At 57.2% G+C, this 21065-nt stretch carries 14 protein-coding genes and 2 pseudogenes; 7 read left to right on the top strand and 9 right to left on the bottom strand.

All coding sequences use genetic code 11. The features are described 5' to 3' along the window. Nucleotides 1–56: 56 nt before the first annotated feature. The 6 genes from ACIQU2_RS06235 to ACIQU2_RS06210 form a co-directional block, all read right to left on the bottom strand. Nucleotides 57–1094 carry a CobW family GTP-binding protein gene (locus tag ACIQU2_RS06235; RefSeq protein ID WP_403139422.1) on the bottom strand — a complete coding sequence of 346 codons (1038 nt, stop codon included), beginning with the start codon at nucleotides 1092–1094 and terminating at the stop codon, nucleotides 57–59. After that, nucleotides 1091–1687 (bottom strand): UbiX family flavin prenyltransferase, encoded by a 597-nt coding sequence (locus ACIQU2_RS06230; RefSeq protein WP_403139786.1) that lies wholly within the window; start codon nucleotides 1685–1687, stop codon nucleotides 1091–1093. The genes ACIQU2_RS06235 and ACIQU2_RS06230 overlap by 4 nt, the downstream gene beginning before the upstream one ends. Nucleotides 1688–1698: 11 nt before the next feature. After that, nucleotides 1699–3084, bottom strand: a complete 1386-nt coding sequence (locus ACIQU2_RS06225) for a UbiD family decarboxylase (RefSeq protein ID WP_403139420.1) — start codon at nucleotides 3082–3084, stop codon at nucleotides 1699–1701. A 134-nt stretch (nucleotides 3085–3218) separates the two neighbouring features. Continuing rightward, complete coding sequence (locus tag ACIQU2_RS06220) at nucleotides 3219–4124, bottom strand: amidohydrolase family protein (protein WP_133102824.1); 906 nt, start codon at nucleotides 4122–4124, stop codon at nucleotides 3219–3221. 4 nt (nucleotides 4125–4128) lie between these two features. Then, complete coding sequence (locus ACIQU2_RS06215) at nucleotides 4129–5058, bottom strand: amidohydrolase family protein (RefSeq protein WP_150732737.1); 930 nt, start codon at nucleotides 5056–5058, stop codon at nucleotides 4129–4131. 305 nt (nucleotides 5059–5363) lie between these two features. Further along, nucleotides 5364–6254, bottom strand: a complete 891-nt coding sequence (locus tag ACIQU2_RS06210) for a LysR substrate-binding domain-containing protein (RefSeq protein WP_347804930.1) — start codon at nucleotides 6252–6254, stop codon at nucleotides 5364–5366. A gap of 118 nt (nucleotides 6255–6372) precedes the next feature. Between ACIQU2_RS06210 and ACIQU2_RS06205 the strand changes: the two genes are divergently transcribed. Genes ACIQU2_RS06205 through ACIQU2_RS06195 form a run of 3 tightly spaced genes read left to right on the top strand, consistent with a single transcriptional unit; the run spans nucleotide 6373 to nucleotide 9994 of the window. Further along, nucleotides 6373–6837 (top strand): (2Fe-2S)-binding protein, encoded by a 465-nt coding sequence (locus ACIQU2_RS06205; RefSeq protein ID WP_403139416.1) that lies wholly within the window; start codon nucleotides 6373–6375, stop codon nucleotides 6835–6837. After that, nucleotides 6837–9050: a molybdopterin cofactor-binding domain-containing protein gene (locus ACIQU2_RS06200; protein ID WP_403139414.1), complete on the top strand. Its 2214-nt coding sequence runs from the start codon at nucleotides 6837–6839 to the stop codon at nucleotides 9048–9050. The genes ACIQU2_RS06205 and ACIQU2_RS06200 overlap by 1 nt, the downstream gene beginning before the upstream one ends. 5 nt (nucleotides 9051–9055) lie before the next feature. Next, complete coding sequence (locus ACIQU2_RS06195) at nucleotides 9056–9994, top strand: LysR substrate-binding domain-containing protein (protein WP_403139413.1); 939 nt, start codon at nucleotides 9056–9058, stop codon at nucleotides 9992–9994. A 36-nt stretch (nucleotides 9995–10030) separates the two neighbouring features. Here the strand turns inward: ACIQU2_RS06195 and ACIQU2_RS06190 are convergent. The 3 genes and pseudogenes from ACIQU2_RS06190 to ACIQU2_RS06180 form a co-directional block, all read right to left on the bottom strand. Beyond that, a pseudogene (locus ACIQU2_RS06190) lies at nucleotides 10031–10538 on the bottom strand (transposase); the annotation flags it as partial. Nucleotides 10539–10843: 305 nt separating this feature from the next. After that, nucleotides 10844–11287: pseudogene (locus ACIQU2_RS06185) on the bottom strand (transposase); the annotation flags it as partial. Between the two features lie 126 nt (nucleotides 11288–11413). Next, nucleotides 11414–11971: an ATP-dependent Clp protease proteolytic subunit gene (locus ACIQU2_RS06180; protein ID WP_347804934.1), complete on the bottom strand. Its 558-nt coding sequence runs from the start codon at nucleotides 11969–11971 to the stop codon at nucleotides 11414–11416. Nucleotides 11972–12236: 265 nt separating this feature from the next. On the opposite strand from ACIQU2_RS06180, the gene ACIQU2_RS06175 reads away from it, so the two are divergent. The 4 genes from ACIQU2_RS06175 (at nucleotide 12237) to ACIQU2_RS06160 (ending at nucleotide 20923) form a co-directional block, all read left to right on the top strand. Next, nucleotides 12237–12668 (top strand): general stress protein, encoded by a 432-nt coding sequence (locus ACIQU2_RS06175; RefSeq protein WP_403139411.1) that lies wholly within the window; start codon nucleotides 12237–12239, stop codon nucleotides 12666–12668. A 972-nt stretch (nucleotides 12669–13640) separates the two neighbouring features. Then, the gene (locus ACIQU2_RS06170; protein WP_403139409.1) at nucleotides 13641–15377 is read left to right on the top strand and encodes a putative bifunctional diguanylate cyclase/phosphodiesterase; all 1737 of its coding nucleotides are present in this window, start codon (nucleotides 13641–13643) and stop codon (nucleotides 15375–15377) included. Between the two features lie 42 nt (nucleotides 15378–15419). Further along, complete coding sequence (locus tag ACIQU2_RS06165) at nucleotides 15420–19970, top strand: PAS domain S-box protein (protein ID WP_403139784.1); 4551 nt, start codon at nucleotides 15420–15422, stop codon at nucleotides 19968–19970. Continuing rightward, on the top strand, nucleotides 19970–20923 hold the full coding sequence (locus ACIQU2_RS06160; RefSeq protein ID WP_347804936.1) for a PleD family two-component system response regulator: 954 nt from the start codon (nucleotides 19970–19972) through the stop codon (nucleotides 20921–20923). Before ACIQU2_RS06165 ends, ACIQU2_RS06160 begins: the two co-directional genes overlap by 1 nt. Nucleotides 20924–21065 lie beyond the last annotated feature (142 nt).

Here is a 21065-nt window from a genome sequence, read left to right as displayed (position 1 = left end):
GGGGTATTCGTTCTGTGTGCCCGGAGCCGCCATCCACCGGCTCCGATGCCGTTTTTTCAGCCTGCCAGGCAGGCGGCAAAGCCTTGGTTCAACGCCGCGCGGTCCAGGTCGCGGCCGATGAACACAATCTTGCTGGAGCGTGGTTCCGTGCCCCATGAGGTGGAGGCACGGAACTCGACCAGGCTGTGAACGCCCTGCAGCACGTAACGCTGATCCTGATCCGCGACGGCCAGCACACCTTTCATGCGGTAGAGGTTGTCGGCCTGCTCATCGCGCAACTCGCTGATCCACTGGTGGAAGGCGAGCAGATTCACGGCGCCGTCCACGGCGATGCCGACTGACGACACGCTCGGATCGTGGTCATGATCCAGATCATGGTGGTGTTCGTCAGCGTGGTGATCGTGCTCAGAGCCGATTTCCATCAGCTTTTGCGTCGACTCGAACGCACCGATGCCGAGAATCTTCGACAGGTCGATCTCGGCGTAGCTGGAGGTCACCAGATCCGCCGTGGCGTTCAACCCGCGAATCTTGCCCCGCAGCGCTGCCACGTCGTCCTCGCTCACCAGATCGACCTTGTTGATGACGATGCGGTCGGCGCAGACAATTTGATCCACCGCCTGATTGTCCACGCCATCCAGTTGCAAATCCTCCAGATGCTGGGCGATGTGCTTGGCGTCGACCATGGTCACAATGGCGTCCAGTTCCACTTCATCGGCAATCGGGTCGTTGATGAAAAAGCTCTGGGCCACCGGATACGGATCGGCCAAGCCACTGGTTTCGATCAAGATGTGATCCAGCCGCACCGGGCGCGCCACCAGTTCGCGGACAATGCGCACCAGGTCCTCTCGAACCTCGGCGGTGCAGCACACGCAGCCGTTAACCATCTCGTAGATTTCTTCGGTCTCAGAGCTGAGCACCAGGTCGCCGTCGATGCCGACTTCGCCGAATTCGTTTTCGATCACGGCAATCTTGCGGCCGTGGTTTTCCCGGAGGATGTAGTTCAGCAGGGTTGTTTTGCCGGCGCCGAGGAAACCGGTAAGGATGGTCACCGGAATTTTGCGGTTCGGGGTAGGGGCGTTGAATGGGCTGTTCATGCGAGCTCCTTGGTTGTTGCGAAATGGCCGGTGGCCGATGGGCCGGGTTCACCCCAGCGCAGCGCGGTCCCGGCGTCGAGGCCGAACAGGTCGAGAACACGGCCGAGGCTGTGATCGACCATTTGCGAAAGGTTTTGCGGGCGGGCGTAGAAGGCCGGCACCGGGGGGGCGATGATCCCGCCCATTTCGGTGACGGTGGTCATGTTGCGCAGGTGGGCGAGGGTCAGCGGCGTTTCCCGGGCCATCAACACCAAGGTGCGGCGCTCTTTCAATGTGACGTCGGCAGCGCGGCCGATCAGCCCCGAGGAAGAGCCGGTGGCGATCTCCGCCAACGTGCGCATGGAGCACGGCGCGACCACCATGCCCAGGCAGCGAAACGAACCGCTGGCGATTCCGGCAGCCACGTCGTCGGCGCGGTGGTAGTGGCTGGCCAGCGCGGTGACGTCCGCCAGTTTGTAGTCGGTTTCATGGGCCATGGTCAGCAGCGCGGCCCGGCTGATGATCAGATGGCTTTCGATGTTCAGTTCAGCCAGCAACTCCAGCAAGCGCACGCCGTAAATGAAGCCGGACGCGCCGCTGATGCCGACCACCATGCGCTGGCGGTTCACGATTGATAGCTCTTGAGCAGATTGCGCGCACGCTCGACCACGTCCTGATCCAGCTGCGCCTTGATCCCGTCGAATCCCGAACCGCGCGTGGCATCCAGGCCCATGCGCGAGGTGGTGCCGTTGACCGAGGACGACGGATCGAGCGGACTGCCGGGTAAACCGTCGATGACGAAAATATCCTGATGCGGCTGAAAGTGTGTGGCCAGTGCCCACAGCACCTGGCTGTCGTCGCTGATGTCAATGTCGCTGTCCACCGCGATCACGGTTTTCAGGTACGGGTCCCAGCCGAGCAGGGCGAGCATGACCTGCCGCGCTTCGCCGTCGCGGGTTTGATCCAGCGCCACGTAGCAATGAAAGTGCGTGCCGGAGTTGGGGTAGTGCACGGCGGTGACGGCGGGGAAGCGGGCCTTGAGTTTCTCGCTCATTTCCGCTTCCCGTGGCAGGCGCGCCAGGGTCAGGTGTTCGGCGTACCGTCCGCCGACCACGTCCACCAGCCAAGCGTCCTTGCGCCGCATGAGGGTGTCGATGCGCAGCACGTTATTGGTTGAACGGTCTGAGGAATAGCCGCTGAACTCGCCGAACGGACCTTCCTCGGCATAGGCCGCCGGATCGATGGCGCCTTCCAGTACAAACTCGGCATAGGCCGGTACGCCGATGCCATAAAGCGGGGTCTTGACCAGTTCCAATGGGGCACCAAACAGGCCACCTGCCACTGCGCGTTCATCGCTGCCGAACGGCAAACGTGCTGCTGCGGCAAGCATAAACAGCGGATGGGCGCCGACCACCATGGCCACGCGCAATTCTTCACCGCGCTCACGAGCGGTTTGCAGCATGCGCCACAAGTGACCGCGCGAATGCAAGCTGGTGGCAAGGGTCTGTCGGGCATGGCGCATTGAGCGGTGATAGCTCATGTTGGCAATTCCGGTGACCGGGTCTTCGGCGATGATGATCGCGTTGGTGATGTACGGGCCACGGTCACTGTCGAAGTGCTTGAGCATCGGCAACAGTGCCAGGTCCACAGCTTCGCCTTCGAAGATCTCGTCCAGCACCGGACCGGTTTCGACGTAGCGGGGCGCGATCGGATGATTGGCGCGGGTCTGAAAGGTTTCGTGCAACTGCTCCGGGGTGACACCGAAGATACGTGCGATGCGGGTTCGGGAGGCGAACAGGTTGGTCGCCACCGGCACACCGAGGTTGCCGACTTTTTCGCAGATCAGCAGCGGGTCGCGGCCCTGGGTGGCTAGGGCATCGACCAGGGCGGTGACGTCCTGATCGGCGGAAAGAGATTCGTGGACGGTGAGCACATCGTCCGGGTACTGCCGGCGATAGGCGTCGATAAAATCGTGAAAATCCTGGGTATCGCCGAGCGTAGAGAGGGTCATGGTTTCACCTCGTAAAAAGCAGGCGCGCAGGGCTGAGGGCGACGTTTGATCGACAAGCCGTTGGCCTGCCGGTCGATCGAACGCCGGGCTCATCTGTACGCCTGTAAAGTCGCTTTGCTCTGGTTTTAAAACGCTTAGAGGTAGGTCGTGGTCAGACGAATGTCCGCCTCGATCAGATCCTTGGGTGGCGGTGTCGGTTCGATGCCGCACAACCGGGCAATGTTGTTGCCCAGGTAATCCTCAAGGTGATCCTCATCAATCCCCAGGCCTTGCGGCGCTGGCGAACACAGCACTTCCAGTTCCCGCAACCACATGCCCGGTTCGTTCGGCGGCGAGTCGGTGCCGAAGACGATCTTGTTGCGCGGCAGATCCTTGGCGAACTCGACAATCCGCGACTGGAAGCACCAGCCGGATTCGCAGTACACGTTCGGCGTGTCCATGGCCATCCAGAACGCTTCGAACGAGTAGTTGCCGCCGGTCTGGATGCCGAAGTGACCGATGATGAAGTTGACCATCGGGAATTCGCGGATGATCGGGTAGAACATCGTCGGGATGGTGTACGGACCGTCACCCGTGTGGATCAGCACCACGATGTTGTACTTGGCGCAGACTTTCATCGCCGGCCGCAGCCAGTCCAGTGCCCGGTCGGGACGATAGCCGTGCATGTTGGCGTGCAGCTTGAGCATCTTGAAACCGTATTCCTTGATATGAAACTCCAGCTCTGCCGCACCGTTTTCCGGTCCCCAGCGCGGGTTGAAGTTGAAGTTGCCAATGAACCGATCCGGGTACTTCATGCACAGCTCGGCGATGTACGACATGTAGTCGCGCACGCCTTCGCGGCCCCGCCGGTTGCCGTCGCGATAACCGGTGTTGCCCGGTGGCGGCTGGATGAAACCCATGTCGATGCGCCGCGGTTTGCCATTGATCATGTACGGGCCGTCCATCAGCTTGAGCATGCGCTCGCCGGTAAACGGTTCGCCGGTGTGGCGCCAGGCCTCATCGACCAGGTTGGTGGGGTGCAGATGGGTATCGATAATCATCGGTTCAACTCCTGGCCAGTTGGGTAGTGACAGGGCGCTTCAACTGCGCCTCGGCTTCGGACACGGAACGTGGCGGCGGGGTCGGTTCGAGGCCGATCATCCGTGCGGTGTTGTTGCCCAGGTATTCTTCGAGGGTGTCCTCATCGAGATTCAGACCTTGCGGCGGCTCATGGCAGAGCACTTCCAGCAGGCGCAGCCACATGCCCGGCTCGTTCGGAGGGGTGTCGGTGCCGAAAAGGATTTTGTGGGTCGGCAGGACCTTGGCGAACTCGACGATCCGCGATTGCAGGCACCAGCCCGATTCGCAGTAGACGTTGGGCAGTTCCATCGCCCATTGCATCGGTTCGAACACGTAGACGCCGCCGGTCTGCACCCCGAAGTGCGCCATGATGAAATCGACGTTGGGGAACTCCTTGATCATCGGCACCCATTCCGACGGGATGCTGTACGGCCCGTCGCCGGTGTGCAGTTTGACCGGGATGCCCAGCTCGGCGCATTTCTCGAAGGCCGGACGTACCCAGTCCAGCGCACGGTCCGGGCGATAGGCGTGCATGTTGGCCTGCATCTGGACCATCTTGAAGCCGTGTTCCTTGACGTAACGCTCAATCGCCTCGACACCGTTTTCCACGCCGCAGCGCGGGTTGTAGACGAAGCAGCCAATGAAGCGATCCGGGTAGGTCTGGACCATCTTCAGCGTGTAAGCCATGTAGGCATCGATGGATTCGCGTCCGCTGAGGTCGCCGTCGGTCCAGGTGTAAATGGTGTTGCCTTGTGGCGGCTGGATGAAGGCTTTGTCGATACGGCGAGGTTTGCCGTTGACCATGTACGGGCCATCCATCATCTCCAGCAGACGCTCGCCGGTGAACGGGTCACCGTCATGCCTCCAGGCGAGGTCCACCAGGTCGGTGGGATAGCAACTGATATCGATGATCATTGAAGTCGATCTCCTGATAGCGGGGAAGGGAACCTTGCGGTTCGCAGCAGCCACGTCCCGGGCAATCGGCCATTTCTATGCGCACTGCTGCGCATTCCCTCGCCTGGTCGCATCCGGCTCGGGACGCTGGCTGCTTGGGGAGGAGTATTGGAAGGGGGGATCGGGTTCGTACAATATTAATTGGGCGAGGGGTTGATACGCGTTCGATATGGGGCAGGATTTGTGGTGGGTGCGCGGGCCTCTTCGCGAGGAAGCCCGCAGGGGAATGCGCTCCAAATGTGGGAGCGAGCCTGCTCGCGAAGACGTCAGATCAGTGTTTGCTGAGCCAACTGCTTGATCACCTCAACCACCGGCGCCACCCGCTCAGCCTGTCCCGGCGGCCACACCGCATAGAGGTTGTAATGCGCCGCAATCTTCGCGTCGTTCAGTTTCACCAAGCGCCCCGAGCGCAATGCATCCGCTGCCAGCAACCCGCGCACCAGTCCCGCGCCAACCCCTGCTTCGGCGGCCGCAATCAGGTTGGCGGCATTATCAAAAACCACTCGCGCCGCTGGTTCAGTCGGCGCCATTGCGGCGGCATCCAGCCAGGGGATCCACGACCTGCGCGTGTACCCCAGCAAAGGCAATTCCAGCACCTGCGCCGGAGTAATGGGTACCTGTAAACCATATCGCGCCAGCAACGCAGGTGATGCGACGGCCCGGACGCTGTCGCCACAAATCTGCGTCATCTCGCAGTCTTCCCAATCGCCATACCCGTATCGCAACGCCAGGTCCACCCGCTCGAACGAACTTCGATCCGACCGCGGCATCGACAGCAACACCACTTCATGGTCAGGCAATAAATCGAGCAGTTCCGGTAACCGTGGATTGAGCCAGCTATGCGCCAATTCACTGTCGACATCGATGGTCAACCGTTGCGCGATGCTGCGGTTTTTCACCGAGGACAGCGCCCTGTCGATCTGCGCGAGGCCGTCGGACAGCACACTGGCAAACAACTGCCCGGCATCGGTCAGGTTGCTGCCGCCGCCTTCGCGTACGAACAGCGGCTGGCCAATGAAGTCTTCCAGGCTGCGGATCTGCTGGCTGATAGCACTGTGGGTCAGGTCGAGCTTGCGCGCGGCGCTGGAGAAGCTTCCGCTGCGAGCAGCCTGGATAAAGGCACTCATGGACTGCACCGACGGGTATCGCTTGTACATGCTGTTAGTCCTACTTACACAGGATGGCAGAAATCGTCGCTGGCCCGTTTTTGCGCAGGCTCCCAATAATCGGCGACCAGGCCTGCACAAAGACGGGCCGCTCTCTTGGAGCCTGACAATGATCGAATTCACGGTAAACGGCGAACGACACGAGCTGGTAGAGACATCGCCCTCCATGCCCTTGTTATGGGTGTTGCGTGATCACTTGAAACTCACCGGCACCAAGTTCGGTTGCGGCATGGGCCTGTGCGGTGCCTGTACCGTGCACCTGGACGGTGTCGCAGTACGTTCCTGCCAACTGCCGGTCGCCGCCGTGGCGGGGCACAGCATCACCACCATCGAGGGCTTGTCGCCCACCGAACAGCATCCGCTGCAACTGGCCTGGGTTGCCGAAGATGTCCCGCAATGTGGTTACTGTCAATCCGGACAGATCATGTCCGCGGCCGCGTTGCTCAATACCGGTGCGACAGTCACCGATGACTCGATCCGCAACGCCATGTCCGGCAACGTGTGCCGCTGCGGCACTTACGGGCGAATCAATAAAGCCATCAAGCGCGCAGCTGCTGCGCCGAAGGAGGCGTGATGACGTTTATCGACGACACACAGATCGAACTGCCGCGCCGCATTTTTCTCAAGCAAGCCGCCACCGTTGCGTCCGGTCTGGCCATTGCGTTTTATCTGCCCACGGGCTTAGCGGCGACGGATCCAAAAGTGCCTGCGCCTGCAGGTGAATTCGAGCCCAACGCCTGGGTTCGGGTATTGCCCGACGGCACGGTGAAACTGGTGGTGCACAAACACGATTCCGGCACAGGCACCCACACCGCATTGGCCGCTTGCGTGGCCGAGGAACTGGACGTCAACCCGATGACCGTGCAGGTGATATCGCCGGAAAATCCGTTCTTTGAAACCTACATTCACCCGATATGGAAAGTCTTCTCGACGGGTGGTAGCACCAGTGTTTCGCTGGAATACGATCGCCTGCGGATGGCCGGTGCCACGGCGCGCGCACTGCTGATCACTGCGGCGGCCAAGCAATGGAAAGTCAGTCCCGACAGTTGCACAACCGAAGAGGGCAGGGTGGTGCATTCCGCCAGCAAACGCAGCCTGGGTTACGGTGAGCTGGTGAGTGTTGCCGCGAAATTGCCAGCACCGGCCAAGGTCACTCTGAAGGACCCCGCGCAGTTCAAGTACATTGGCAAACTGCGGCACAAGCGCGATGCGGCGGCCAAGGTGTGCGGGCGCTTCAAGTACAGCATCGACGTGGAATTGCCAGAAATGCTGGTGGCGGTGATTCAGCGCACGCCGGTGGTCGGCGCCAAGGTTGTCTCGGTGGATTCCAGTACGGCGTTGCAAGTACCGGGTGTGCGTAAGGTGATCACGATTCCCGGCCGGCCTGATGTGCTGGGCGGCAATCAGGAAGGCGTCGCAGTGCTCGCGGACAACTACTGGGCAGCCCAACAGGGTCGTGCGTTGCTCAAGGTGCAATGGAGCGATTCACCCCTGGCCGGTTTCGACAGCGATCAACTGGCGACGGCGCAAGCGGCGGCCATCCACGACAAAAATGCACAACGGGTGTCCGCCATGGTTGCAGGTGACGTGAGCGCTCAGTGGCCGAAAGCCGCGAAGCTGCTCGAAGCCGATTACCTCATGCCGTACAAGGTGCAGAACCCGCTGGAACCGATCTGCATCACCGCCGAGGTGAAGAATAACGCCATCACCTACTGGGGCGGCGTTCAGGTGCCATCCTCGGCGCTGGAAGCTGCGCAAACGGTGTGCAAGATCGCCAAGGACAAGGTCACCATCAACGAGTTGGTGTCCGGTGGCAGCTTCGGGGCGCGGGAGGCCAAGTACTGGTTGTTCGAAGTGGCATACCTGGCGCAGCAGGCCAAGGTGCCAGTCAAGTTGATGAACAGCCGTGAAGACGAAATGCGTGCGCTGTTCATGCACCCGGCGACTCTGCATCGAGTCAAAGGTGCGCTGGATGCTCAGGGCAAACTCACGGCGTTGAAACTTGACGCTGTCTCACCGGCTTCGCCGGAACAGTGGGAACCTGGCTATTTCGAACGCCCCGACCACATGGACTACAGCACGACCGAGGCTATCACCGCGTGGGACTTTGCTTATCGTCCTGCGAATCTGGACCTGGTCTGGGTCAGGCACGAAAGCAACGTGCCCAGCGGTTGGTATCGCTCCGTGAGTTTCATTCCCAATGTGTTTGCCGTCGAAAGTTTCATGGACGAATTGGCACACAGCTCGGGACAGGATCCGTTGGCCTTTCGCCTGGCCAACATGCAAGGCCGGCCCCGGCACGTCGCGGTGCTGAAGAACGCCGCCGAACGTGCCGGTTGGGGCCAGCCATTGCCGGAAGGGACAGCCTTGGGGGTCGCCACCAATCAGGGTTACACCAGCTTCATCGCGGTGGTCGCCAGACTTTCGAAAAAAAACGGTGTGATCAAGGTCGATAAGCTCACCTGCGTGGTCGATTGCGGCCTGGCGGTGTCGCCGGGCGGTGTCGAAGAGCAGATCTATGGCGGCTTGATGTGGGGCCTCGGCCACGCGCTGTTCGACCGCATGGACATCAAACAGGGCAGGGTGGTGCAGAGCAACTTCCATGATTACCGGGTGCCCCGGATGTCGGACATGCCGGCGATAGATATTCTGGTACTGGACGGCGAGCCGAGCAAACCTGGAGGTGTCGGTGAACTGGGCAGCACGTCGGTGGTCCCGGCCATCGCCAATGCGCTGTTCAGCTTGACCGGTGTGCGCCAGCGCTCGACGCCACTGACCCTGGGATAGCCGTCATGGACTTGCGATTGCTGCGGTATTTCATGGCCCTTGCTGAAGAGCTGCATTTTGGCCGGGCTGCCACGCGTTTGCACATTTGCCAACCGCCGCTGAGCCAGCAGATTCGTCTGCTGGAAGAGGAACTGGGTACACCGCTGTTCGAGCGCAGTCATCACCGGGTCGAACTGACGGCGGCCGGGCAGATGCTCAAGGAACAAGCGCCGCTGGTGTTCGAACAACTGAACCGCGCGCTAGACCTGACTCGTCAGACCGGTCGTGGCCAGTTGGGCGAGTTGGAAATCGGCATGATCAGTTCGGTGATGGTGGGCGTGCTGCCGCGGGCCTTACACCTCTTCCGCGAGCGCTATCCTCAGGTGTCCTGGCGCCTGCATGAAATGACGCCGGCGGCACAGGTCATGGCGTTGAAGGAGAAACGCATCGATGCCTGTGTGTTCCGGGTCGGCTATGACGATCCGCAGTTGCGCAATGAACTGCTGATCTACGAGCCGATTCGCGTGGTGATGCCCGTTGATCATCCGTTGGCCCGACGCGAAAGCCTGGCGCCTTCGGACCTGGCGCAGGAACCATTCGTAGCGTTGGAACTCAAGCAGTCGCGGTTTGCCGATTTTCTCTACCAGTGCTGCATCAAGTCCGGATTTACTCCGCAGATTCGTCAGGAGGTGATCGAGGTGCAAACCCTGCTGAGCCTGGTGCGGGCCGGTTTCGGTGTGGCGCTGTTGCCAGCGTCCATTGAGCAGATGGCGCCAGCCGGGCTGGTGTTCCGTCGCCTGACACCGGCATTGCCGGAAGTGCCGTTGTACGCCACTTACCGCGCGGACGATGACTCGCCGGTGCTCAAGCTGTTTCTTGATACATTGCGCGAGTTAGTCCTCGGTGAAGGGGGGGGCGAGCTTAAAAGATCGCACCTGGAGCTGCCGAAGGCTGCGATCTTTTGATCTTGCCCCAGACCATTATGAACCGTCACAAGACCTCTGCTGCATGCGTGCCTTCACCTTGCCCTGAGTGAAGTTGCGGTCGCGATTATTGACGGCTTTGAATTTGCTGCCGTCGATGGCGATGATCGACTGAGAGAAGAGAATGAGGTTGCGGCAAAGAACTACGAACTGGCGGCATACGCGGCGAATGGCTTTGCCGTTGTCTTTGCGAAAGTCGGCAATGGTTTTGAAGTCCGGAGCTAAACGCCCCGTAGCCACATCGACTCGACGTTGCGCTCGGCCTCACGTTCAAGCCGGCGGCTGGACTGAATCCGATTGAGGTAGCCGTAGATATAGATCTTCAGCAACACCGCTGGGTGGTAGGCCGGACGACCCGTTGCGGCAGGATCGACGCCCTCAAAACCAAGAGCGCCCAGGTCGAGTTCATCGACAAAAACATCGACCACGCGGACTGGGTTTTCTTCGGCTACGTAATCGTCTCGTCCAGACACTCCGGCAGCAAGGTGACTTGCGTCCGAGCCTCACCTTCAATAAATCGCTTCATGACCACCCCCGCTAAGATCTCGGCGATCAGAAGATTAGACAATTGCAGGTGTTTTCACACAGCCTGGACCCAGAGCGGAAGATCGGTTTGACTGCATGAGTGGCGTATGGCAGTGCAAACAGCCTTCAAAGTCGCGCCCCCTCCCATGATCGGTGCATGATTCGATGCCGAGGCGCCGACTGTGGCACCAAGGCGGTTTTATTCTAAGTATCGCCGTACTCATCCCGCATCGCTGTCCTGAACCATGCCTTACCGGTGTGAGCTGGTTGGCCTGTCATTTGCCAGAACCATCGCACAAGCACGCACACCCGACTGCGCAACCGAAGCCGTTCGACATCAGGCATCCGGCGCTTGAGGCGGTGGGCGTAATAAATTGATCGATTGATCTCAAACACTTTGCACAGCCAATCAATCGGCTCATGGACGCTCAGCTGATTGATCAGCGCGTACGCTCGTGATCTTCCGACATCAAGAGCGCGGTAGCCTTTTTTTAATATGGATTTTTCCCGTTCAAGGCGAACGATCCGAGCTCCCAGCTCCTGGATTTTCTGCTGTTCCGGTGTCAGCGCTTTGCTTTGCGGGGTGACGCCTTGGCGTTCCTGCTGAATCTGGTCGACCCAACGACATAGTGCCGACTCGCCCACACCGAGTGAACGGCTGGCTTCGATGTAGCTATAGTTTTGCTTGAGCGCGAGGTTGGCAGCCTCGCGTTTGAATTCAGCAGAAAAGGAACGGCGTTGTTTGGTCATCTGACACCTTGATTTGGCGAGCATTTTCGCCTAAATGGGTGTCCGGTTTCATTAGACCACTACACACAGGAGTGTGGATGCGTTATGGCGTTTTCACGTTGTCTGCTCATGACGACAGCTTCGACCTCATCCACCACTTACTTTCCAGTGTTTGACATCATCCGCAAATACCATCTGCTTCATCTCATGTGCAATACCGTAGGCCAGGGATTCGTGTGCAGCGATGACCTTCTCTTCCGCTGAAAGGCAATGGAAAATATCGAGTTTGGTCGTTGCGTCAGCGGTTTCGAGTGTGAAAATTTGCACGTAGCGCGCGAGGTCGTTGTCGAGGCTCAACAGGTACTCGCGCAAGCGTTGATGGTCGACCGATTTTTGACTGAAGTACCAGTTCATCGGGTGAATCAGGAAGCGCGCGTGAGGCGACGTGATGCGACGACTTGCCGCCAAAAACATGATGATGCCCATCGATTCGATGTTGCCGGCATTAATCGCGCAAAGCGGCACCGGCAATGACTTCAGGAAGGTATAGAGCGTGAAGCCGAAATTGGTGCTGCCACCGCAGGTGGACAGATTTAGTAACAGCGACGTAGCACCTTGGTCGATGGCTTCGAGGCAAACATCCCTGAAACGCTCAGTCGTTCCCTGATCGATCTGGCAGTGAAAATGGACGATGTGTTCGGTCATCGACTTACCTCCCCTGCACGACGCTCGGAGGACTTAAGAGGATTTATATCCTAGTAAAAATTTGGACTCTTTTGAAAATAATCCAAGCGCAGGGTGATCGGCGGTACTTCCGCCGCCAGTCGATTAGGCCAAATTTGCGGGGAACTATCTTCCCTATTCCGCTCGTCCTGAGATGGCATTTCAGCTCAAGCTTTCGATTTTTCATGACCTATAATTAGAGACGAGCACATGAGCTCGCCCCTGAGAAAGGAAGAGGTGAACAGAAATGGCTAACACCGGAAATAAAACCCCCGGAAACTTTGCCAATGACCGGGATAAGGCCTCTGAAGCTGGCAAGAAAGGCGGAGAGGCATCAGGCGGCAATTTTGCTAACGATCCACAACGAGCTTCTGAGGCGGGCCAAAAAGGTGGTCAGGCTTCAGGGGGACAACAGTCAAAAGATGCTGATCGTATGTCTGGCGGCGGGCAGGGAGCCGGGCGCGGTGGCAACTTTGCCGAAGACAAAGGAAAAGCCTCTGAGGCGGGCCAGAAAGGCGGTCAGGCTTCAGGCGGACGGCAGTCTAGCGATGCAAATCAGGCGACCAGCGGTGGCCAGGGAAGTGGTCGCGGCGGTAACCTTGCAGAAGACAGGGAAAAAGCTTCTGAGGCGGGCCGGAAAGGAGGTGAACACAGCCCCGGTGGCGGACGTAAATCCTGATGCCGTGTGATACATCAAGCCCCGTATTTTTCTCGGGGCTTGATCTTTTTCGCTGGGTGTACGCCGGAGACGAGTTGCCAGGTTAATGGGAATGATCGGCGTCAAAAAGAATCAACTGACAAACATCTCCGCGGAACAGTCATAGTTCTATCCCCCCAATGCCATTGACCAAATCAAATTCGCGATCATCGAGCGAAATGCAAGATCTCGGCGAGAACTCGAGAGCCTTCTCTTCAGCGTACAAAATCTAAGACGGAGCGACGTCCATGTACCTCGTCGAAATGTGCCCAGCAGCTGAGGCTATACAAGACCGACAAACGACAGAATAACTAGGACGATCACAACTGCCCCGACGATGTAGATAATATTATTCATGAAAACGATCTCTCTATCTCAATAGGGTTGGGACACCAAGGTGTCTAATACAAATGACACCTTCACTCGCAATTCCGTTCCGCAAACCGATCTGAAAGTCGGCGCAATCGCAGCAAAATTTCGCATTTGAGATTTTCAAACACTCTCTTGTCGCCACTTCATGCACATGCTGTTTTTGATGTACCGTTAGGAGACTAATTACATAGAGATTGCCCATCTAAGCTTTTGCTGTACCAAACACAGAAATGGGAGAACCACGGGAATACCGTGAATCAAGAAGTGCTCCTGCACGCTGTCCGTGATTTCGCAGCCCCTTTTGCAGTTCGCTTGAAAGCATGCTGGGGACTGCCTATGGCACTACGTGAATTGATAGGTGCTATCTACTCCTTGCCTCCCATGCAGGCGCCGCGAACAAGTGGTCATGCGCCTTGCTGCAGCCATGACCAATGGCGAACCCGAAGCAGACCTTGAAAGACTTCAACGGTTAGCGGGCCTGGCCTGAACATATTCGGGACTTGCAGGTCGGGCATCCCACCGAAGAAAAGCTGGTCTAGGATTGCTTGTTATTAATGCAAGGGATTTGCAAGGAGCAATGGAATGCGCGACAAGACGTTTGGCCTCAAACCAGTCCTCCTGATAGTCGATGATCAGGTCACTGACCTAAGAGTTCTGAGCATCGCAGTGCGAGATTTAGCCGAGGTCTATGTCGCCAGAAGTGGTCAGGAGGCGCTTGAGATTGCTCGTCAATGCAGGCCCGATGTGGTTTTGCTCGACATAGAAATGCCAGGAATGAGCGGCTTCGAGGTCTGCCGGGCGCTGAAATCCGATCCGGAACTTTTGGACGCTGCGGTCATTTTTGTAAGCTCTCATACGCAGACAGACGATGAGCTTCGCGCTCTCGAGTGCGGCGGAGTGGACTTCATTCAAAAGCCGCTGAATATTCCAGTTGCCAGAGCCCATATCAAGGCTCATATCGCCTTGCGAAATGAGGCCAAGAGGCTCGCCAATCACGATGCATTAACTGGACTACCCAACCGAATACTGTTGCAGGATCGTACCGAGCAGGCTTTACAAAAGGCCCGTCGCAACCATAGCCGTGTGGCGATGCTACTGCTTGATCTGGACAACTTCAAAGTGATCAACGATTCGATGGGCCACTCTGTCGGCGATTTGGTGTTGCAAGAGGTTGCATTGCGATTATCGCGATCTTTGCGCGTAGTGGATACCCTCAGCAGGCAAGGAGGAGACGAGTTCATCCTCCTCCTGCCAGAGGTGATAGGTTTCGACGCAGTGGGCGACTTCGCTGAAAGGGTACTCGCAACAATCTCCAGTCCATTTTCAATCCAGGCAAACCGATACGACCTTTCCGCAAGCATCGGTATTAGTGTGTTCCCTGAGGATAGCGACGATCTGGAGTCACTTTACCGGCATGCCGACTCGGCCATGTACCAGGCGAAACTTTCAGGTCGCAATCGCTATTGTTTTTTTTCTCTGCATATCGAGAGCAGCATGCGTGCCAGGCATCTGCTTGAGCGCCATATGCGCACTGCTTTGGAAGATGGCGTTTTTGAGGTCTTTTACCAGGCGAAGGTCGATGCCCGGCAGAACCAGGTTATTGGGCTGGAGGCGCTCATCCGGTGGCGCAATCATGACGGTGTTTTGGTTTCGCCTGTCGATTTCATTCCACTGGCGGAAGAAACAGGGCTGATCATTCCGATTGGCAAATACGTTCTGCTCCAGGCCTGTAACGACGCGAGAGTGCTTCGTGAACTGGGTCATGACATTTCCATTAGCGTTAATATCTCCGTCGTGCAATTTCGCGAGGAGTCCTTCCTGGACATGGTGAAAGGCGTCTTGGCCGAATCTGGACTAGAAGCAGAATCCCTGGAGTTGGAGATTACCGAAGGAGTGCTGGCAAGAGATATTGATAACGCCCGCGAAACCCTCTTTCATCTCAAGGCGTTAGGGGTCCGCATTTCGATCGACGATTTTGGCACAGGTTATTCGAGCTTGGCTTATCTCAAGCGGTTTCCAATTGATGTTCTGAAAATAGATCAGAGCTTTGTACGAGATATGCTCACCGATAAAAGCGATTCGGCGATCATTGAGGCGATCATAAAGTTAGGCCAGGCGCTAGGTCTTGAGTTGGTGGCCGAAGGCGTAGAAACTCAGGAACAGGCCAATGCGCTTCTGAGGCAAGGCTGCCAGATCATGCAAGGTTATCTTTATTGCCGTCCTATACCCTTCGCTCAAATATGCTCATTTTTATCCTCGGGGCTGAAGGTTAATGTTATGCATGCGGATAAGTTGCAGACGGTCCCCCAACAGGGTTAGAACTTTTATAGTGAAGGCTTGAAGGCCTTCTGTAATGGGGCAATGCGGGTGAGAAAACAAAGGTTTTTTGCATTGAACTGGGGAGCAGCGATCACTCTGGTGGTGGGGGTAGGGGTAAGCATTCTAGGCGCCTGGATCCTTGAACGCATCAACGAGCAGCAGGCACAAGAAAGGGTCGCAGCGGCTACCGAGGAAGCCGCAGAGTTGGTTTTAACTCGCCTCAATCTTTACCAATACGGATTGCGAGGCGCTCGTGGAGCTGTGCTGACAGCGGGTGAGCATGGCATCAGTCGCGAAGTTTTTGACCAATATCACCAAACGCGCGACCTTGCTGCCGAGTTCCCCGGCGCAAGTGCCTTGGGCTTTATCAGGCGTGTACCGGAGCGCGATGAACGCGAGTTTCTCAAATACGCTCGGGCCGATGGCAAAGCTGATTTCTCCATTCGTCAATTCTCACCCCATTCAGGCGAGCGTTACGTTGTCCAGTATGTCGAACCGGTTGAGGGTAACCAGCCTGTAATTGGCTTGGACATAGCTTCGGAAACATCGCGGCAGGAGGCTGCCCTATCTTCGATGCAGAGCGGTGTGGCACGGATAACCGGGCCCATCACTTTGATACAGGACACAGCGAAACCGCAGCAGTCTTTCCTGGTTTTGATGCCCATCTTTCGCGGCGGAGAGACTCCGGCGACCGCTGTTGAACGCGAGGCCGCAGCGTTTGGCTGGAGCTATGTCGTGTTGCAGACAGAGCAGGTACTCAGAGGCCTGCGCATAGAAAATGAGACGGTGCATCTGCGATTAAGGGATATCACTGTCCCTGGGCAAGAGAAGCTGTTTTATGAAAGCACCGACGACTCGGCCAGCCATGAAACGCTAATGACCCACCAGGTGGAGCGCGAGGTATACGGGAGGCGATGGCAAGTTGAACTCGGCGCGCATCCATTGTTCATCCAGCGCCTGCATCAGGTTTCACCAACGGTGGTTCTGTTGATGGGTGGTTTGCTCACTCTACTTCTGGCTACTCTGGCGGGTGTTGTGAGTGTCAGCCGTCAACGCCGGCGGCAGATATTCGCCGAGCAGGCAAGGCTGGCCGCCATCGTTGAAAGTTCGGCCGATGGCATTATCGGAAAAACACTCGATGGCATCGTGACCAACTGGAACAAGGGAGCCGAGCACCTTTTTGGCTATACCGCCGAGGAGGCTGTGGGCCAGACGCTGGTCAGTCTGGTTGTTCCTGAGGATTTTGTAGCTGAAGAAGCCCATATCCTTGCGCGCATAAGGGCGGGGGAGCGTATCACCGGCTTTGATACCCAACGTCGCTGTAAAGATAGTCGGCTGATCGATGTCTCCGCCAGCATCTCACCCATTTATGGCGAGGGTGGTCGCGTCGTTGGAGCCTCCAAGACGTTAAGGGATATCTCGGCGAAAAAAGCAGCAGAGGCCCGAATTCTCGAACTCAATTCCAACCTGGAGGAGCAGGTTGCGCAGCGAACGTCCGAGTTGCGGCATCTCAATCTGTTGTTGGGTACTGTGCTGCGCTCGGCCACTGAGGTCTCGATCATTGCGACAGATCTCGATGGTGTTATCCGTGTATTTAACAAAGGCGCCGAGCATTTGTTGGGTTATGACGCCGATGAGTTACTGGGAAAACACACACCAGCGCTGATCCATGTACCCGAAGAAGTTGCTGCTCGTGGCGTAGAACTGAGCGAGGAGTACGCTCAGGCGATCGACGGCTTCCATGTGTTTACCCATAAACCTGAGATTGAAGGCGCAGAAACACGTGAGTGGACTTACATACGTAAGGACGGCTCGCGGTTTCCTGTCACGCTGGTGGTCACCTCCATGCGCGATGACGATGGGAAATTGAGCGGCTACCTGGGCATCGCGGTAGACATCACCGAACGGAAAGCGGCAGAAAAGGAGCTGGCTGCGAGCCTGGAGACGACGCAGAAACAACGTAGTGAACTGATGGCGGTGCACGACCAGTTAGTGATGGCTGCTGAGGTAGCCGAACTGGGCATTTGGTCATGGACGTTGGCGGACAATAACTTGCAGTGGAATGACCGCATGTTCGAGTTCTACGGTCAGTCACTGACGTTGCGCAATACTGGTCTGAGTTATAAACACTGGTACGCGCGTATTCACCCCGAGGATGCTGTGGCGGCGGCTGCAAAGCTGAATGCCGCCGTCGAGGGGAATGGTGTGTACGACACAGTTTTCCGTGTCGTTCACCCGGACGGTCAGATCCGCTTCATACAGGCAGGCGCGCAGGTCGAACGCAGTCCCAGCGGTACGCCCCTGCGCGTGACGGGTATCAATCGGGATATCACCTCCCAGCGCGAGCTGGAATCACATCTACTGTACGCCAAGGAACAGGCCGATACCGCGAGTGCGGCAAAATCGTCGTTCCTGGCCAACATGAGCCACGAAATACGCACGCCGATGAACGCCGTGCTGGGCATGTTGCAGTTGGTGCAGAACACTGACCTGAATGGTCGTCAACTCGACTATGTGACCAAAGCGCAGACCGCTGCGAAATCACTGCTGGGTTTGCTCAATGACATCCTTGATTACTCCAAAATTGAGGCCGGCAAGCTACAGCTGGATGTGCACCCGTTCGAACTCGAACCGCTCATGCGTGATCTCGCCGTTGTGCTGGCAGGTAATCAGGGCCAGAAAGAGGTCGAGGTCATGTTCGATCTGGACTCCAATCTACCCAACGACCTGATAGGCGATAGCCTGCGGCTGCAACAGGTGCTGATCAACCTGGCGGGTAACGCCCTCAAGTTCACCATGGAAGGCCAGATCGTGGTCAGCGTCGAGCAACTGATGCGCACGGAAAACTCTTTGAAATTGCGCATCGCCGTTTCTGATACCGGTATCGGTATCAGCCCGGAGCAACTTCAGCACATTTTTGAAGGATTCACTCAGGCCGAGGCTTCAACCACCCGCCGCTTTGGCGGTACCGGGCTGGGCTTGGTGATCTGTAAGCGGTTGGTCAGCTTGATGGGCGGTGAACTTCAGGTGGAGAGCCAGCAGGGTGTGGGAAGTCGCTTCTGGTTCGATATCACGCTGGATGTAGCGCCGAATTCGCTGCTGAGATCTGACAGCTCTGGAGTCGATGCGTCCATACGGATACTGGTCGTCGACGACAACGCCATGGCGGGTGAATTGCTGTTGCGAACGGTTCATGCATTGGGGTGGAAGGCCGACCACGTGTGTGGCGGCACGCAAGCAGTGGAATGGGTGAAGAACGCCCAGGCGAGAGGCGAAGCCTACGACGTGGTACTGATGGACTGGCGGATGTCCGATATGGATGGGCTGAGCGCTGCGCAATTGATCCGTCAGCAGGGCAACGGCGTACCTCCTCCAATGGTCATTATGATTACCGCTTACGGCCGTGAAGTGCTGGCTGACGCATACGAGATGGGAGACGCTCCCTTCGTGGGGTTTCTGACCAAGCCTGTTACTCCCAAGCAGTTAGCCGACGCTGTTCAGCGAGCACTCAACGGCAAAGGCCTTGCGCAGTCACTCCCGTCCAAGTCAACAGTTGAAAGGCCGCAGCGTCTGGCCGGGCTGCGGCTATTGGTGGTGGAAGACAACATGCTTAATCGGCAGGTTGCCGATGAGTTACTGACAGGGGAAGGCGCTCAGGTGACGCTGGCTGAGGGTGGGCTGGAAGGTGTGAGCAGGGTGATATCTGAGATGGTGCCGTTCGACGCGGTGTTGATGGATATCCAGATGCCGGATATAGATGGCTTGGAGGCGACCCGTCGCATACGATCGGATCCACGTTTTGCAGCGCTGCCAATAGTTGCGATGACAGCAAATGCCTCCAATACCGACCGTGAGGCCTGTCTTGCTGCGGGGATGAATGAGCATGTCGGCAAGCCCATAGATCTGGAACAACTCGTCGCAACATTGCTTTTTCAAGCGGGCCGTGAGGATCGCCAGGCATCTCCAGCTCTGGGCCAAGCCAATGCAGGAGAAGGCGTCATCGAGCCTCGTGAATCGATCATTAGCCGCTTTGGTGGTGACCTCGATTTGATCCGCAACGTGCTGCGTAACTTTGGTCCCGAGCTAGAAAAACAGCTTGTCCGGTTGCACGATCAGATCCAGCGGCAAGACGCATCGGGGGCGGCTTTCGTGCTTCATACAATTAAAGGCAGCAGCGGGACCATGGGTGCCAAGGCGATGTCGCTGCTGGCCGGCGACCTGGAGCAAAAGCTGAAATCCGCAGATGCTGAGTCTGTAGCGAGCATCTTTGCTGACGCAACATGGTTTGACGAATTGAGCAGGTTACTGCAACAAAGCCTTGAGCAGATGAATGTCGACTTTGGTCAGAGCCCACGAGCAAAGATCAGTGCAGGCAAGGAAACAATGGAGCCGACGCAATGGAAAGAATCCCTTAAAGAGATTTTGCTATTGCTGGAGGCTGGTAACCTTCAAGCCATAGAGCTGGCAGACGCATTGGCGTCAAAAACGCCGCAATCCCTGCGCCCACAGTTCGATGAACTGGTTGTCATGGTGCAGTCGCTAGACTTTTCCGCTGCGATGCCGATTGGTCGTGAACTGTTGAGATCTGCCTGATGGAACAATCGATGCAAACCTGGTTACCACATCCCCATAACCGTCCAAAACTCCTCATTGTTGACGACCAACCGATTAATATCCGGGTACTCCATGAGTTGTTTCGTGAGGACTGTGATGTGTTCATGGCCACCAGCGGTGAGCAGGCGATCACCCTGTGTCGGAGCCAGCTACCCGATCTGATTCTGCTGGACGTGGTCATGGAGGGCATGGACGGGCATGAAGTATGCCGTCGACTCAAGGCTGACCCTGCGACCCAGGGCATCCCCATCATCTTCATTACCGCACAGCAGCAGGAGTCAGATGAGGTGCTAGGTCTGGAGCTAGGCGCGGTGGACTTCATCAGCAAACCGATCAATCCCACCATTGTTAGAGCACGTGTGCGAACACATCTGACCCTGAAGCTACAGAACGATCTGCTGCGCTCCATGGCGTTGATGGATGGCCTTACTGGAGTGGCCAATCGACGCAAATTCGATGAGGACATATTGGCGGATTGGCGCCAGTGCTTTCGAGAGCAAAAGCCGCTGTCGCTCATTTTAGTGGATGTTGACTTTTTCAAACGCTACAACGACCAATATGGGCACCAGGCTGGAGATGGCTGCTTGAAATCTGTTGCCCAAGCGTTATCTGAAACGGTTAGACGCCCCTACGATCTGGTCGCTCGGTATGGTGGCGAAGAGTTTGCCTGCGTTCTGCCCAATACAGATCTTTGCGGAGCGGTCCAAATTGCGGAAAAAATGCAAGAGCATATCCGGGCGCTGGGTATCGAGCATTCTGCTTCTGATGTCGATCATGTGGTGACTATTTCTCTAGGCGTCGCAACATTGACGCCCACTGATGACCTTGAATTCCAGGCGTTGATAGAAGCTGCGGACAAGCAACTCTACGAAGCGAAGAAAGCGGGCAGGGCCAGGGTATGCTCATCTGTAATGTCATCCGGGAACCGATGACGACTAGCAATGCGACGAAGCCTCTCAAGGTCATTTTGGGTTTCCTCACCAATTCAGTCGAGTTTAAATCGCTGTGTCCTGCTTCGGCTGTAGACATGGTGAAAGACCTTCGTCATTGCGCCAAATGAACTCAGGATGATAA

Source organism: Pseudomonas sp. NPDC098740 (genome assembly GCF_044760065.1).
Taxonomy (GTDB): Bacteria; Pseudomonadota; Gammaproteobacteria; order Pseudomonadales; family Pseudomonadaceae; genus Aquipseudomonas; species Aquipseudomonas rossensis.
This window is presented reverse-complemented; position numbering and strand designations above follow the sequence as displayed.